General features: G+C 65.0%; 4 protein-coding genes. 2 read left to right on the top strand and 2 right to left on the bottom strand.

From position 1 onward, the window contains the following. The first annotated feature begins 115 nt into the window (after positions 1 to 115). The gene (locus MAIT1_RS10355) at positions 116 to 1,060 is read left to right on the top strand and encodes a transporter (protein WP_158089423.1); all 945 of its coding nucleotides are present in this window, start codon (positions 116 to 118) and stop codon (positions 1,058 to 1,060) included. On the opposite strand, the gene MAIT1_RS10350 is transcribed toward MAIT1_RS10355, so the two are convergent. Continuing rightward, the gene (locus tag MAIT1_RS10350) at positions 1,021 to 1,776 is read right to left on the bottom strand and encodes a response regulator transcription factor (RefSeq protein WP_085442206.1); all 756 of its coding nucleotides are present in this window, start codon (positions 1,774 to 1,776) and stop codon (positions 1,021 to 1,023) included. The two genes, MAIT1_RS10355 and MAIT1_RS10350, sit on opposite strands and share 40 nt — an antisense overlap. A gap of 83 nt (positions 1,777 to 1,859) precedes the next feature. Here MAIT1_RS10350 and MAIT1_RS10345 point away from each other — a divergent pair, with 83 nt between their 5' ends. Then, complete coding sequence (locus tag MAIT1_RS10345) at positions 1,860 to 3,767, top strand: sensor histidine kinase (protein WP_158089422.1); 1,908 nt, start codon at positions 1,860 to 1,862, stop codon at positions 3,765 to 3,767. Between the two features lie 93 nt (positions 3,768 to 3,860). Here MAIT1_RS10345 and MAIT1_RS10340 read toward each other — a convergent pair whose 3' ends face one another. Beyond that, positions 3,861 to 16,847 carry a hypothetical protein gene (locus tag MAIT1_RS10340; protein WP_085442204.1) on the bottom strand — a complete coding sequence of 4,329 codons (12,987 nt, stop codon included), beginning with the start codon at positions 16,845 to 16,847 and terminating at the stop codon, positions 3,861 to 3,863. Between the last annotated feature and the right edge of the window lie 443 nt (positions 16,848 to 17,290).

The following is a 17,290-nucleotide window of genomic DNA, read 5'->3' as shown; positions in this document are numbered from 1 at the left end:
TAACTCTATCCGCCACTCCCAACAAGTCGCCATAATTGGGCGGACTTGACTGAATGATCCCAAAACCGCTCGACGCCACCCTATGACCACACGCACGCCCCTCCTTGCGCTTATCGTGACGCTGCACAGCTGGCTGTACGCCACGCTGGTCCACAGCGCCGTCAACGACGTCTTCCCCGGCGACTACATCGCCCTGCCTGCGGGGGCCTCCAGCGCCACCCTGTATCACTTCCATCGCAAGCAGGAGGGCGCTTACGTCAGCGGCGCGCGCAGCAACGGCTACACTATCGACAGCGACTATCTGGTTCTGCGGGTCAATCATGTGTTGCAGGTGGGATCGCTGCGCGTCGCGCCGCTGCTGGTGACGGGGGCGGCGCGCGGCGCCGTGGACGGGGTGTGGCCCGCCAACAAACAGCGCGATGCGGGCGGCATGCTCGATACCCGTTTCGGCGTCACCCTCTGGCCCATCGCCGACGCCGCCAAGCGGCGCTGGCTGGGATTGACCGCTATGCTCATCGCCCCTACCGGAGAGTATGACGGGAGCGAGTTGATCAACCCTGGCGAGAACCGCTGGCGCGAGGTGGTGATGGCTGGATGGGTGCAGGGGATCGCCCAGCAGTGGACGCTGGAACTCATCGGCGAAGCGGCGTGGTACGGCCAGAACGACGCCTTTGCGGGGAGCAATACGTTCGACCAGAGGCCCAGCCAGGCGCTCACCGGCTACCTGCGGCGCGACGTGGGCGCGGGCCATTCGCTGTACGTGGGCGGACAACTCAACTGGGGCGGGGCGAGCGAACTGAACGGTCAGCCCTGGCGCGGCGGGACGCGCAATCGCCGACTCTTCCTGGGCGGGGTGTGGCGGGTCAGCCCACAATGGCTGCTCAATGGGCGGCTGGCGCGGGACCTCTCCATCGACACTGGCGACCGCATGCACACGGAGATGGCGCTGCGGGTGATTCGGCTGTTTTTTAACCTGAAGTGGAGAGTCTGCGCAGAGTTGGCGGAGCCAGGCGCAAGAGTTTACGCTTCGATCACCCGCAGCGGCGCGTTGCAAGCGTAGCCTTTGCCATAGGCGGTGGCCAGGGGCAGCGGCAGGCCGGTCTCCTTCTCCACCTTGCGGCGCAGACGGCGCACCAGATTATCGAGATTGCGATGCTCAAACACCGTATCCTCCTTACCCAACGCCGCCAGGGCTTCATTACGCCCCAACACGCCGTCGGCCACGCTTGCCAGCGCGTGCAAAAACAGCCGCTCCATATGGGTCAGGCTGACGTCGCCGCCATCGGGAGCGATCAGACGCCAGCTCTTCAGATCCAAGGTCCACCCACTGGCGGGGTCGGAGTGCGGCGCGCCCGTCGCCGACGCCAGTTGCGCCCGCCGCGCCAGAATGTTGCGGATGGTCGCCTCCAGCACCAACAGATCTCCGCCCTTGGGCAGGAACGCATCGGCGCCGCTCTGCAACCCGCGCACATGGTCCTTGGTCTGGCTCAAACAGGTCAAAATCACCGCGCCCAGCGCCGGATCGCGCTGTTTGAGCTGCTGGCAGATGACCATGCCATCTTCGCCGCTGGCCTGCAGCAACACGTCGATCACCACCAGATCCACCCGCTGCGCGCCCAGCAGATGACTCAACTCCGCGCCGGTGGCCGCCTGCAAACAGGCGAAGCCGCGGCTGCTCAAAAACAGCGCGATCTCCTCCCGGAACTCCGGGTCGTCATCCAGCACCGCCAGCGTCTCGCCGCCGCCCATTCGCCCTGTGTCACACTCCGTCGCCATCTTGAGCCGCCTCTCCTCGGCAAAGGGGCATGATTATGATTCGCACTGCGCCCCTTCCTTTAACCCCATACCAGATTGACGCCGTGCAGCGCAATATCGGGCGGCTGTTTTTGCTGGCGCTGCTGGCGCTGCTGAACCTGACCAACGAGCTGGCCGCCGCGCCGGTGACGCCGCCCTTGACGCTCACGGCGCACACCACCCGCGCCGAGTTCCAGGACGCGCTGGACTACTTTGTCGACGACGCCGCCGCGATGACGCTGGCGCAGGCGCAGCAGCAACGCTTCAGCCCGGTGCGCGGCGCGTTCAAATCCGGCTACAGCAGCGCCGCCATCTGGTTTCGCCTGCGCGTGCGGCTGGCGGCGGACGCGCCCGTCGACTGGATGTTGACATTCGGCCCCCCCTACCTGAACCACGTCACGCTCTATGTTGAAAACCCCCGCGCCGCCGATGGCTTTGAGCGACGCGAATATGGCGATCATGCGCTGCAGGAGCATCTCCCCAGCCGCCTGTTCGCCAGCCCGCTGACGCTGTCCCCAGAACGCACGCTCACGCTCTATTTCCGCATTCACAGCAGCAGCACGCTCTATCTGGATGGCGCATTTGTCCCCCTGGAGGCCTTTGGCGGTCAGGAGAGCGGCGCCACCCTGTGGATCGGGCTCTATCTGGGCGCCCTGCTCACCCTCTTCTTCATCAACGTCCTGGCGGGGATGTGGCTGCGTGATCGCGCGCTGATCTACTACGCCGTTTACGTGCTGTCGCTGTTCTTTTTACACAGCGGCTCCAAGGGGATGAGCAATCTGCTGCTGCTGTCCGACTGGCGCATGGACCTGTGGATGGGCGTGGGCGTGTATGGCGGCGTCATCGGCAGCAGTCTGATGTTCGACCAGCTGTTCGACTACGCCCGCCATCGCCCGCTGCTGCATCGCGCCATTCTGCTGCTCACGGCATTGAGCCTCATCGCCCTGCCCTTCTCGGTCACCCCCTACTACAGCCAGCATGTGGGTCTGTTCATCATCGGCGGGCAGGCGGTGGCTCTCTACACCCTGGGGATGCTGGCGCGGCGGGTGTTGCGCCGCCGCGCCCAGCCCCACGACGCGCTCTACCTGTGGGCCTTTGTGCCCCCCGCCATCTCCATGATTCTGAACCTGTTGGCGGTGTTTGGGGTGATGCATCTGGATAACAGCGTGCGGGATTTCTACCTGGTCTCGTCGCTGTTCCATCTGCTGCTGCTCAACTTCGCCCTGGCGCAGCGCATCAAGGATATCGACGCCAATCGCAAAAAGGCCGAGCGCCACGCCGAGGAGATGGAGCGCCGCGCCACCGAGCAGCGCAACTTTCTGGCGGTGCTCTCCCATGAGATCAAATCGCCCCTGGGCAAGATCTCCACCAGCGCACAGATGATCGCCCTCACCCACCCCGATATCCCCGAGGCGGCGCTGACCCGGGTGGGACGCATCCGCAACAGCGCCGTGGGGCTCAGCGATATGGTGGAGCGCATCCTCACCTCCGAGGCGCTGGCCCAGGGCATGCTCACCCTGCGGCGTGAACCGGTCGCGCTCACGCACGTCGTCGACAATGCGCTCACCGCCCTAGCCGAGGAGGAGCGCAGTCGCATCGCCATTCACATCGAGCCGCCGGATCTGCGTTTTGAGGTCGACCCCGACCTGCTGACGCTGGCCCTGAGCAACGCTCTGTCCAACGGCCTCAAATACTCCCCCGCCGACCAACCGGTGACGGTGCGCGCCAGTGTTGCGCACGCGATGTTGACCATTGAGATCACCGACCAGGGCGTGGGCATGAGCCCGCAGGATGTGGCGCGCCTCTCGGCCATGTACGCACGCGGCCAATCGGCCAGCGGCACATCCGGCGCCGGATTGGGCGGCTATATTCTCTATTCGGCGGTCCACGCCCACGACGGCCGGGTGCAGATCGACTCACAACCCGGCGTCGGAACCCGCCTGCGCATCACTCTGCCGCCTCATGCGGAGTAACGCGCAAACGCCCTGCAGACCAGGGCCTGCGGGGCGTTGTGATCGCTCCTCAACTGATGCGCCGGGGCCTCGCAGCCCCGGCGCTCACGCTCCCTACCACATGATCTTCTCGATGCCGTCGAAGTCGATCTCGGAGCCATCCTCCAGGGTGATGCTTCCCGCCGCATCGGCGTCGTCGAACACGATGGCGTCGAACTCCTCGCCGCTCTCGCTGCCCGGCACGTAGGTGTAGCCATCCTCGGTGTTGATGGTCCAGTCGCCCACGTCGCCCAACTCCATCACCGGGTCGCTGGACATGCCGTCCATGCGGATGACGTCGGTATAGCCATCGCCGCCGCTGATGAAGTCCGAGCCCTCGTTCATGCCGAAGATGAACAGGTCGTTGCCCGCATCGCCGACCATGAAGTCATCGCCCGCGCCGCCGGTCAGGATGTCGTCGCCCGCGCCGCCCTCCAGCCAGTCGTTTCCGCTGGTCCCGGTCAGGACGTTGTCGCCGCCATCGCCGCTGACCATATCCTCGGTCACCACCGCATCGACCTGCCCCACCTCACTCACAGCGCCATCAGTATCCGTCACCGAAATGTTGATGCTGCGCGTGCCGCTCTCCTCCACATTGAGTTCGAGGGATTGCAGCAGCGACTGGTAAGTATCGACGTCGTCGGCGCCGCTCAGCGCCAGGTCGCCGTCGCCGCCGAAGCCGCCGCCGCTGACCTGAATGTTGGTTCCATCCACCATGTAGATCGAAGAGCCGTCATCGGCGCTGTACTCGGTGACGTTGAAACCGCTGAAGCTGAAGCTGTCGGCGGCGTCGGCGCCATCGCCGATGCTCACCGTGGCGCCGCTCAGTTGCGTGCTGTCGCTGTCGCTGATGGACAGCTCCGGCATCAACGCCAGCGAGCCCGCACTCTGTTGAATGGCGTCCGGGGCTGCGCCCAGATCCAACTCGGCGCGATCAAACGCCGTCACCTCAAAGCTGAAGCTGCTCTCGTAGGTGTTGACGTTGTTCTGATCCGACGCCACGTTCATGGTCACGTTGAACGAGCCCGCATAGTCCGTCGGCGGGGTCAGCGTCAGCCCCGGCAACTCATCGTTGGTCAGGGTCCAGCTGCCATCTTCGTTCTCCACCCCAGCAGAGAGCGTGGAGCCGTCGGGGATGCCGGTGAGGGTGATCACCGCGCCTTCGCTGGCGTCAAAGGAGTGGGTGGCCAGATCCAGCGCGATGGCGCTGTTTTCCACCCCAGCGGCGTCGTTGACCGTCACCGTAGCGGAGTCAGCGTCAGCGGCGAACTCCACGGTGAAGCTCACCGTATCGGAGCCTTGCAGATCCAACGCTCCACTGTCGGCGTCGCGATCCATGGAGTAGGCCTGCATGTCGATCTGCATGGTCCCGTTGTAGTCCACCGGCGGTTTGATCTGCAGATCAGTCAGTTCGTCCGGCGTCAGGGTCCAGGTGCCGTCGCCATTGTTGGCGCCCGCCGAGAAGGTGGTGCCATCGGGATAGCCGCTGAGCACCACCGACAGGGTTTCGGAACCGCCGCCGTCCAGATGCGCCTCCAGCCCTTGCAGGGTGAACGCCTGATCCTCCACGCCGCCGGTCTGGTCGGCCACGCTGAGGTTGAACGACACGTCATCGGCGTCGGCGCTGACGGTCACGGTGACCGACTGCGTCACCGTCACGTCCGCCGCAGCGCCGGTTCCGCCCTCGCCGCCGGTGACGGCGAAGGTCAGGTCAAAGTCCGCCGAGCTGTCGGCGGGCGGCGTGACGGTGAGATTCGGCACGGTGAACACGCCGTCCGACTCCACCACATCGTCGCCGGAGATGGTCCAGGTTCCATCGCCATTGTCCGTCCCCACGCTGAGCGTCGCGCCGTCGGGAACGCCGCTAATGAGGATGTCGCCGGAGAGCGACTCGCTGCCATCGCCATCCGGCAGGGTGATAGAGAGATTCAGGTCGATGGCGGTGTCCTCCGCCCCGCTGGCCGCGCCGATGAAGACGTTGGGGCCGTCGGTGACCGCATCCACATCCACCGTGGCCACATGGCTCTGACTCAACGCCTCGCCATTGGCCTCGGTGGTGATGGCGGAGATGGACACCTCAAACGTTCCGCTGAAGTCCGCTGGCGGCACGATCTCCAATCCCTCCATCTCGTCGGCGCTGAACACCCACGTTCCATCCAACGGATTGTAGACTCCGCCGGACAGCGCCGCCCCTTCCGGCAGGTCGGCGTCGTCGATGACGAAGACCGTCACCTCGGAGTCGCCATCGTACTGGGTGATGCTGGCGTTCATGGCGATGCTGGCATCTTCCGCCCCGGAAGCAGCGGTGGTCATGTCGACGCCATCCACCACGCCGTCGCCGCCGCCTTCGCGGGCGTTGCCCAGCCCCGGCGCGTCGCCGACGTCGTAGTCGGCGTCCATGGTGATGGTCAGCGTGGTCTGATCGTCATAGCTGTAGTCGCCGTCATTCTCATGGGTCACGGCGGTGATGGTGAGGGTGAACGAATCGCCGTCAGCCATGCCGTCGGCAGGCGCAACGTGCAGATCCGCCAGTTGATCCTCGGTGACGATCCATACGCCGTTGCCCGCGTTCATACCGGCGTGAATGGCGTCGCCAGCGCCGTCCACACCCGCCGCCAGCATGGCGCCATCGGGCACGCCCTGAATCACGAAGTAGAGCTCTTCGGAGCCGTCGGCGTCGATCATGTCGGCGCTGATGTCGATGGCAACCTGGTGCGCGCCATCGGTAAACACTTCGCCGGTTTGCAAGTGGGGCGCATCATACTCCACGCCGCTGGAGTCGAAGGTAACGAACTTGTCCTGATTGGTCAGGCGGATCACATCGCCGCTTTCGGCAAAGTCCCCGGTGGCGTTCCCGGCGGTGAGCACCGAATCGCCCACTCGCACCTCGCCCAGCACCATGTTGGAATCCACGCCCACCGGGCTGATGGTGATGCTGTCGGGATCCACCTGACTGAAGTCGATGGTGTCGATGGTCAGCGATTCGAACCCATCCTGTTGATAGAACACGTCGGTGGAGAAGACGCCAACGCTATCGCCATCCACAAACACCTCGAACTCGTAGGCGTCGCCCTTGTTGCTGCCTTTGGCGATCTCCACATGCAGGGCGGTGTCCGGCTCCTGCATCTGGCCCACTTGGAAATTGCTCACCCCATCGGCCACGCCTGTGAGATTGACCGTCTCGGTCACCGTGTGGGTCTGCGTATCGCCATTGCTGTCCATGGCGGTGGCGCTGACCGAGAGGTCGAAGTCGACGTTGCTGTGCTCCGGCGTGATCAGGGTGATCCCCTCCACGCTATCGCCGCCGGCGATGTCGAACACATACTCGCCATCGACGTTGGCCACCAGCGCCTGGCCGTTCTGCATCAGGGTGACGCCGTCGGGGACGTCATCGATGGTGATGCTGGTGATGGTCTCGGAGCCATCCACATCGCCGCTCAGGGCCGACAGGTTGAGTTCAACGCCGCCCGCCTGGTCCTCCAGGCCGCTGGCGGAAACGTTGATGATGGGCTGGTCGGCGTCGGCGTCGACGGTGACGGTCAGAGTGGTGGTCACCACCTCCTGATCGCCTCCGCGCACCACTTGGGAATCGCCATTGTCATCGGTGTAGACGCCCTTCTCAGTGACCACCACATCGACGCTCAGGTCGAAGGTTCCGCCGAAATCCCCTTGCGGCACCACGTAGACGTCGCCCAGGGCGTCGCTATCGATCTGCCAGCGGCCATTGCCGATGAAGTGCAGACTGTCGGCGTTGGCGTCGTCGATCCACAGAGTGGCGCCATCGGGCAGATCGCTGATGATCACCGACAGCTGTTCGGAGTTGTCGGCGTCATCGCCCAGGGTGATGCTGGTCAGGTCCAGGTTGATGGCGCCGTCGGGGGCGCCGCCCGCATTCACCTGATCCTCCACCCCGTGGGCGCTGAGGTTCGTCGGAACCACCGGTTCATCGGCGTCGCCGGTGACGAATACGGTGAAGCTCTGGCTCACCGAAGCCGAGGCTTCGGCCACGCCGCCAGCATCATCGCCGCTGGTGGTGGGGTTGGACTCGGTGGATGTGGCGGTGACGGTCAGGTCAAAGCTCACGTCAGACTCCGGCGGCGGCGTGACGGTCAGGCCCGCCATGTCGTCGGCGCTCAGGGTCCAGGCGCCGTCGCCATTGTCAGTCCCGGCCGAGAGCGTCGCGCCGTCGGGCACGCCGCTGATGACGAAGCTGAGCGATTCGGAGCCATCCACATCGGCCATCTGCGAGACGATATTGAGCGAGATGGCGCTGTCTTCGGTTCCGATCACATCCTGTGCGGTCAGCTCCGGCGCATCGGCCACGGCGGCCACATCCACGCTCATGGTCCCGCTGGCGATGGCGATATCCTCGCCGTCGTCATTGATGGCCACGGTGAAGTCCAGCTCAAAGTCCGCGTCGCTGTCCGACGGCGGCAGGATCTTCATGCCCGGGAAATCCCACCCGGTGGTCTGCCCGTCGCCATTGGTCACCGCCTCCAGCAGCGCCGTCGGCACCGCCCAGGCGGTGGTGGTGATGGTGGTGGTCATGGGCGCGCCCTGATCATCCAACACCACGTCGCCATTCCCATCGGTCACCGGTTGACGCACGCGGGTGACGGTGGGCTGGATGGTCTGCCCATTCACCTCCAACACAGCGCCCTCGGCGCCCGGGTCGCTGGAGGTGATCAGCACGCTGCTCACCTGCTCGGAGCCATCCAGATCGGCGGTCAGGGAGATGCTGGGATTGAGGTCAATCCAGCTATCCTCATTGCCCGCAGCATCGGCCAGCGACAGGGTGGCGCCGTCGGCGTCGGCGGTCACCTCCACGGTGAAGGTTTTGCTGGTCTCGCGGGTGTCGCCATTGCTGTCGATGGTGCTCGAGGTGATGGTCAGCTTGGGATCGGAGCTGTCATTGGCCGCCGGGGTGTAGGTCAACCCGTCGATGGTGAAGCCGTAATCGACGCCGTCGCCGGTGGTGTGGGTGACCGTGAGCGCGCCCAGGTCGATCTCATAGGAGCCGTCGCCCAGATCGGTGATCAGACCGGCGTTGGGGCCGTCGATGGAGAGCGCCGCGCCATCGGGGATGCCGCTGATGACGATGGAGCCATCCAGCGACTCGGAGCCGTCGCGGTCCTGCAGCATGATGCTGTTATCGATGCTGATGGTGGTGTCTTCAGTTCCCTCGGCGGAGCCCTTGATGGTCAGTTTGTCGGCCACCGCGTCCACAGTGACGGTGAACTGGGTGTCCACATTGCTGCTGACGCTGTCGACGGTGTGGCCATCCTCGTCATAGTCGCGGGTGAAGGCGGAGACGTCGACGTCGAACGACTCATCGGAGTTGGAGGGCGGCGCCATGCGCACATGGCCATTCTCCACATCCTCGGCGGAGACGGTGTAGGAGCCGTCGGCGTTGTCGTCGGCGTTGACCCATTTATTGCCGTTGTAGACCTGCAGCTTGAAGCTCTCGTCGGAACTCAAGGTGAAGAAGCCCGCTTCGGAGCCGTCGGTGTCGATGAGATCGGCGTTCAGCCCCGGGCCATTGTCGGGGTCGTTGAGCAGGAACCATTTGTCCTCGGTGGCGGCCACGTCATCGGCGCTCAAGGAGCTGGCGTCGACGCCGTCGGCCACGCCGGTCACCTCTACGGTGAAGCCGTCGCTGACCACCTCCACGTCGGTGGTCAGGCCATTGGCGTCGGTGATGTTGGCGGAGATGGAGAGATCGAAGTCCACGTTGGAGTCCGCCGGGGCCATCACCTGCATGCCTTCGATATTGAAGGTCAGGCCATCGCCGCTATCGGTGACGTATTGGGCCGGGATGGTGAAGGTATCGCCGGTTCCGGTGGAGGTCCCCAGGTCGATGATAGCGCCGCTATCCGGGTCGACAATCTGCAGCGCCGCGCCATCGGGCAAGCCGCTGATGGTGACCGAATTGACGCTCTCGGAGCCGTCGGCGTCGCCCAGGGTGAAGGCGCCAGTGACGTCGATCCACTGATCCTCCAGGCCGCTGGCCGCGCCGGTGACGCTGATGGCGTCCACGTCGGGGTTCACCGTCACGGTGATGGTCTGCCCGGCGGTGCTGGCGGTATCGCCGTTCTCCGCCTCGGTGGCGGTGGCGGTGATGGTGAGATCAAACGTCCCCGACCAGTCGTCGGGCGGGGTGATGGTCAGATCGGCCAGATCATCGCCGCTGACGCTCCAGGAGCCGTCGGGATTTTCCGTCCCCGCCGACAGCGTGGCGCCATCAGGAACCCCCTCAATGGTGATGGCCAGGGATTCCGAGCCATCCACGTCGCTTAGCGACGAGGCGATATCCAGGCTGATGGCGTGGTCTTCGGTCCCCGCCGAATCATCCACCACCAGCGTCGGCATGTCGGCGTCGGCGGCCACGGAGACCGCGATGGTCCCGGTGGTGGTGGCGCTATCGCCATTCTCCGCCTCAGTGCTGGTGGCGGTCACCGACAGGGTGAAGTCCACATCCGAATCGTGCGGCGGCGTAATGGTCAGGCCGTCCAGCTCGTCGGCGGTGAAGGTCCAACTGCCGTCGCCATTGTCGCTGCCAGCAGAGAAGCTGGCGCCGTCGGGAACCCCGCTGATGGTGATGGCCAGCGTCTCCGAACCATCCACATCGGTGAGCGCCGAGGTCAGATCCAGCGCAATGGGCTGATCCTCGGTCCCCGCCGCGTCATGTAGCGTCAGGATCGGCGCATCGGCGTCGGCGGCCACGGAGACATCCACGGTTCCGGTCACCGTGTTGGTGTCGCCATTCTCCGCCTCGGTGGTGGTGGCGGTGACGCTGAGGCTGAAGTCCACATCGGAGTCGGCGGGCGGCGTGATGGTCAGACCATCCAGATCGTCGGCGGTGAAACTCCACGAGCCATCGCCATTGTCGGTCCCGGCGGAGAAGGTCGCGCCGTCGGGCGCGCCCTCGATGGTCACCGTCAGGGTTTCCGAGTCGTCCAGCGTATTCAGGTCGATCAAATTCAGCGCAATGGGCTGATCCTCGGTCCCGGCGGCGGCGTCATTAAGAACCACCGCGTCAGCCTGGGCGGAGATCGCCACATTCAGCGTGCCCAGAGTGGTGGCGGTATCGCCGTTTTCCGCCTCGGTGGAGGTGGCGGAGACGTTGAGGGTGAAATCGACGCTGGAGTTTTCCGGCGGCGTAATGGTCAGGCCATCCAGCTGATCGGCGGTGAAGCTCCAGGAGCCGTCGCCATTGTCCGTCCCGGCGGAGAAGGTGGCGCCGTCGGGCACGCCGCTGATGGTGATGCTGAGGGACTCGGACCCATCCACATCGGTCAGCGCCGAGGAGAGATCCAGCGCAATGGGCTGATCCTCGGTCCCGGCGGCGTCGTTGAGCACCAGGGTCGGCGCATCGGCGTCGGCGGCCACGCTCACGTCAATCGTGCCCGTGGCGGTGGCGGTGTCGCCATTTTCCGCCTCGGTGGAGGTGGCGGTCACCGACAGGGTGAAGTCCACATCGGAATCGTGCGGCGGCGTGATGGTCAGGCCGTCCAGTTCGTCGGCGGTGAACGTCCAGCTGCCGTCGCCATTATCGGTCCCGGCGGAGAAGGTCGCGCCATCCGGGGCGCCCGCAATGGTGATGCTAAGAGACTCGGACCCATCCACATCCGTCAGCGCCGAAGAGAGATCCAGCGCAATGGGCTGATCCTCCGTCCCCGCCGCATCGTTGAGCACCAGGGTCGGCGCGTCGGCGTCGGCGGCCACGCTCACGTCAATCGTGCCTGTGGTGGTGGCGGTGTCGCCGTTTTCCGCCTCCGTCGAGGTGGCGGTCACGCTCAGAGTGAAGTCCACATCGGAGTCGGCAGGCGGGGTGATGGTCAGCCCGTCCAGTTCGTCAGCGGTGAAGGTCCACGTGCCGTCGCCATTGTCGCTCCCGGCGGAGAAGGTCGCCCCGTCAGGCACGCCGCCGATGGTGATAGAGAGCGTCTCCGAACCGTCGGTGTCGGTCAACGCCGATGACAGATCCAGCGCGATGGGCTGATCTTCGGTCCCCGCCGCGTCATTCAGCACCAGGGTCGGCGCATCGGCGTCGGCGGCCACGCTCACGTTGATGGTTCCAGAGGTGGTGGCGGTGTCGCCATTCTCGCCTTCCGTGGAGGTGGCGGTGACGCTCAGGGTGAAGTCATCGCTGGAATCATGGGGCGGCGTGATGGTCAGGCCATCCAACTCGTCGGCGGTAAAGGTCCATGTGCCATCGCCATTATCGGTCCCGGCGGAGAACGCTGCGCCATCAGGCACGCCTGAAAGTGTGATGCTGAGGGATTCCGAACCATCCACATCCGTCAACGCAGACGACAGATCCAGCGCGATGGGCTGCTCTTCCGTCCCGGCGGCGTCATGCAGCACCAGAGTCGGCGCATCGGCGTCGGCGGCCACGCTCACGTCAATCGTGCCCGTGGTGGTCGCGGTGTCGCCATTCTCCGCCTCGGTGCTGGTGGCGGTCACCGACAGGGTGAAGTCCACATCGGAGTCGGCGGGCGGCGTGATGGTGAGGCCATCCAGTTCGTCGGCGGTGAAGGTCCACGTGCCGTCGCCATTGTCGGTCCCAGCGGAGAACGCCGCGCCATCGGGAACCCCCTCAATGGTGATGCTGAGGGATTCCGAGCCATCCACATCCGTCAGCGCCGAGGAGAGATCCAGCGCAATGGGCTGATCCTCGGTCCCGGCGGCGTCATTGAGCACCAGCGTCGGCGCATCGGCGTCGGCGGCCACGGAGATATCGATGGTCCCGGAGGTGGTGGCGGTGTCGCCATTCTCGCCTTCCGTGGAGGTGGCGGTCACGCTCAGAGTGAAGTCCACATCGGAGTCGGCGGGCGGGGTGATGGTCAGGCCATCCAACTCGTCGGCGTTGAAAGTCCACGTGCCGTCGCCATTGTCGGTCCCGGCGGAAAACGCCGCGCCATCGGGCACGCCTGAAAGAGTGATGCTGAGGGATTCCGAACCATCCACATCCGTCAACGCAGACGACAGATCCAGCACAATGGGCTGATCCTCGGTCCCGGCGGCGTCGTTCAGCACCAAAGTCGGCGCATCGGCGTCGGCGGCCACCGAGATATCGATGGTCCCGGAGGTGGTGGCGGTATCGCCATTCTCCGCCTCAGTGGAGGTGGCGGTCACCGACAGGGTGAAGTCCACATCGGAGTCGGCGGGCGGGGTGATGGTGAGGCCATCCAGCTCGTCGGCGGTGAAGGTCCACGTGCCGTCGCCATTGTCGGTCCCGGCGGAGAACGCCGCGCCATCGGGCACGCCTGACAGGGTGATGCTGAGGGATTCCGAGCCATCGGTATCGGTCAGGGCCGAGGAGAGATCCAGCGCGATGGGCTGATCTTCCGTCCCGGCGGCGTCATGCAGCACCAGAGTCGGCGCATCGGCGTCGGCAGCCACGCTCACATCAATCGTGCCCGTGGTGGTGGCGGTATCGCCATTTTCCGCCTCAGTGGAGGTGGCGGTCACGCTCAGGGTGAAGTCCACGTCGGAGTCGGCGGGCGGGGTGATGGTGAGACCATCCAGCTCGTCGGCGGTGAAGGTCCACGTGCCGTCGCCATTGTCGGTCCCGGCGGAGAACGCCGCGCCATCGGGAACGCCTGAAAGGGTGATGCTGAGGGATTCCGAACCGTCCACATCCGTCAGAGCAGACGACAGATCTAGCGCGATGGGCTGATCTTCTGTGCCCGAGGCGGTGTCGGTGAGGTTCAGCACCGGCGCATCGGCGTCGGCTGCAACCGAGATATCGATGGTCCCGGAGGTGGCAGCGGTATCGCCATTCTCCGCCTCGGTGCTGGTGGCGGTCACCGACAGGGTGAAGTCCACATCGGAGTCGGCGGGCGGCGTGATGGTGAGGCCATCCAGTTCGTCGGCGGTGAAGGTCCAGCTGCCGTCGCCATTGTCGGTCCCGGCGGAGAACGCCGCGCCATCGGGCACGCCCTCAATAGTGATGCTGAGGGATTCCGAACCATCCACATCCGTCAGAGCAGACGACAGATCCAGCGCGATGGGCTGATCCTCGGTTCCGGCGGCGTCATTGAGCACCAACGTCGGCGCATCGGCGTCGGCGGCCACGCTGACATTGATGGTTCCAGAGGTGGTGGCGGTGTCGCCATTCTCGCCTTCGGTGGATGTTGCGGTCACCGACAGGGTGAAGTCCACATCGGAGTCCGCAGGCGGGGTGATGGTCAGGCCGTCCAACTCATTGGCGGTAAAGGTCCACGTGCCGTCGCCATTGTCGGTCCCGGCGGAGAACGCCGCGCCATCAGGCACGCCGCCGATGGTGATGCTGAGGGATTCCGAACCATCCACATCCGTCAGAGCAGACGACAGATCCAGCGCAATAGGCTGATCCTCCACCCCCGAGGCGGTGTCGGTGAGGTTCAGCACCGGCGCATCGGCGTCGGCAGCCACGGAGACGTCAATGGTCCCAGTGGTGACTGCTGTGTCGCCATTGGCCGCTTCAGTGGTGGTGGCGGTGACGCTCAGGGTGAAGTCGTCGCCGGAGTCATGCGGCGGCGTGATGGTCAGGCCATCCAGTTCATCAGCGGTGAAGGTCCACGTGCCGTCGCCATTGTCGGTCCCGGCGGAGAAGGTCGCGCCATCGGGCGCCCCTTCGATGGTGATGCTGAGGGATTCCGAACCGTCGGTGTCGGTCAACGCCGAACTCAGATCCAGCGCGATGGGCTGATCCTCGGTCCCGGCGGCGTCATTGAGCACCAAAGTCGGCGCATCGGCGTCGGCGGCCACGGAGATATCGATGGTCCCGGAAGTGGTGGCGGTATCGCCGTTCTCGCCCTCGGTGGCAGTGGCGGTCACCGACAGGGTGAAGTCCACATCGGAGTCGGCGGGCGGGGTGATGGTGAGGCCATCCAGCTCGTCGGCGGTGAAGGTCCAGCTGCCGTCGCCATTGTCGGTCCCGGCGGAGAACGCCGCGCCGTCGGGGACGCCTGAAAGGGTGATGGCCAGCGACTCCGAACCATCCACATCCGTCAGGGCCGAGGAGAGATCCAGCGCAATAGGCTGATCTTCCGTCCCCGCCGCATCGTTGAGCACCAGCGTCGGCGCATCGGCGTCGGCGGCCACGGAGACGTCGATGGTTCCCGTGGTGGAGGCCGTGTCGCCATTGGCCGCTTCGGTGGTGGTGGCGGTGACGCTGAGGGTAAAATCGTCGCCAGAGTCATGCGGCGGCGTGATGGTCAGGCCATCCAGCTCGTCGGCGGTGAAGCTCCACGTGCCGTCGCCGTTGTCGGTCCCGGCGGAGAACGCCGCGCCGTCGGGTACGCCGCTAATGGTGATGGCGAGAGACTCCGAGCCATCCACATCGGTCAGAGCCGACGACAGATCCAGCGCGATGGGCTGATCTTCCGTCCCCGAAGCGGCGTCTGTGAGGTTCAACACCGGCGCATCGGCGTCGGCGGCCACGGCGACGTCAATGGTCCCGCTGGTGGTGGCGGTATCGCCATTCTCATCGGTGGTGATGGCGGTCACCGACAGGGTGAAGTCCCCATCGGAGTCGGCGGGCGGGGTGATGGTCAGGCCATCCAGCTCATCGGCGGTGAAAGTCCAGCTGCCGTCGCCATTGTCGCTCCCGGCGGAGAAGATCGCGCCGTCGGGGGCCCCCTCGATGGTGATGGAGAGGGATTCGGAGCCGTCGGTATCCACCAACGCGGCGGACAGATCCAGCGCAATGGGCTGATCCTCGGTCCCGGCGGCGTCATTCATCACCAGCGTCGGCGCATCGGCGTCGGCCTCCACGGAGACAGAGATGCTCCCGGTGGATGTCGCGGCATCGCCGTTTTCCGCCTCGGTAGAGGTGGCGGTGACGCTGAGGGTGAAGTCGTCGCTGGAATTCTCCGGCGGCGTGATGGTCAGGCCATCCAGCTCGTCGGCGGTGAAGCTCCATGTGCCGTCGCCATTGTCGGTCCCGGCGGAGAAGGTCGCGCCATCGGGAACCCCTGAAAGGGTGATGCTGAGGGATTCGGAGCCATCGGTGTCGGTCAACGCCGCCGACAGATCCAGCGCAATGGGCTGATCCTCGGTTCCAGACGCGCTCTCGCTGAGATTCAACGTGGGGGTATCGGCCACTGCATCCACGCTCACGTCCACCACGCCGCTCACGGTGTTGGTCGCGCCGTTGGCGGTCTCGGTGCTGGTGGCGGTCACCGTCAGCGAGAAGTCGCTGGCGTCATTCTCCGGCAGAGTCAGATAGAGACCATCCAGATCCTCGGCGGTGAGCGTCCACGTGCCGTCGCCATTATCGCTCCCCGCCGACAGCGCCACGCCGTCGGGCACGCCGCCAATGGTGATGGAGAGGGTCTCCGAGCCATCGGTGTCCGACAAGCCGGTGGAGATATTCAGCGGAATCACGCCATCTTCGCTGCCGGAGGCGTCTTCGGTCTCCAGCGCAGGGGATTCAGCGGTTCCATCCTCCTGCTGCGCAACGTTGGCGTCTTCGAAGGTCTCCTCCTCCTCTTCGGAGTCGGCGTCATCCTCCTGCGCGGCGGCCTGCTCCTCGGCGGGCGCCTCTTCAGTCAGCCCGGAGCCTGCGGCGGCCTGGGCCTCAGGGGCGGCGACCGCGTCCAACTCCGGCGCGGCAGGCGCATCGCTCTCGCCCGGGCCGGTCTCGACGGCGTCCACCGCCACCTCCGGCGTCTCCAGCGGCGCGGCGCCAACCTGTCCGTCGGCGACGACCTCAAACCCGTCCGCTCCGGCGCCGCCCAGGACCTCTTCGCCGCCCGCAGCGCCGCGCAAGGCGCTCTGCTGGGCGCCTTGCGAGCCGATATCGCCGCTCTCCTGCGCCACTTCGCCATCCTCGAGCGCATTGGCGAAACCTGTGTCCGGGATATCGCGGTTGCCCATCTGGATCATGGACATCCCCTGGAGATCTTCCACCTGGCTGCGCTGTCCGTCCTCGCCCTGGTTCTGCTCGGCGTCCAGGTTGACGGTGTTCACCTCCTGGAGAACCGTCAAATCATCGAGTGTCTGTCGCGCCTCGTCCTCATCGGCGGCGGCTTCCTTGACCTCTGTAGAGGGGGTGACTTGTTCTTCAGCCATGGCTTTTCTCCCATCGCGCCATCGCGTGATCTCTTCCGATCCAAACACGACAACGCAGCTATCTAATCAATGGTCTGTTGACCAGCCAGGGAAGCGCTCTCAATGGGCGCGCTGGCGAGCCGGCGATTGCAAATTAAATGTGATTACGACCTCACACGATCAGGAAGTTACGCGCGAAAATCGCACCCCTTGATCGCGTCACGCTCCTGGCCCCGCTGGACGGAAATTGCCCAGAAAAAGCGAGGAGGACTCGTGGCGTTTCAATTTTTAACCACCACTACAGGATACCAAATCGGCCCCAGCTTTCAATTAAATTTTCCCTGCAAAAATAACGACTTAGTTATGCAGGAAAAGCATTCTAACGCGCTGATAACAAAAACAAATGCCGCATACACCTTTATCCTTTTCACCCCCCAGCCTCACGTTTGTTACAAAAAAGATGG

This window comes from Magnetofaba australis IT-1 (assembly GCF_002109495.1).
Classification (GTDB): domain Bacteria; phylum Pseudomonadota; class Magnetococcia; order Magnetococcales; family Magnetococcaceae; genus Magnetofaba; species Magnetofaba australis.
The sequence above is the reverse complement of the archived record's forward strand: the minus strand, read 5'-3'. Positions and strand labels throughout refer to the sequence as shown.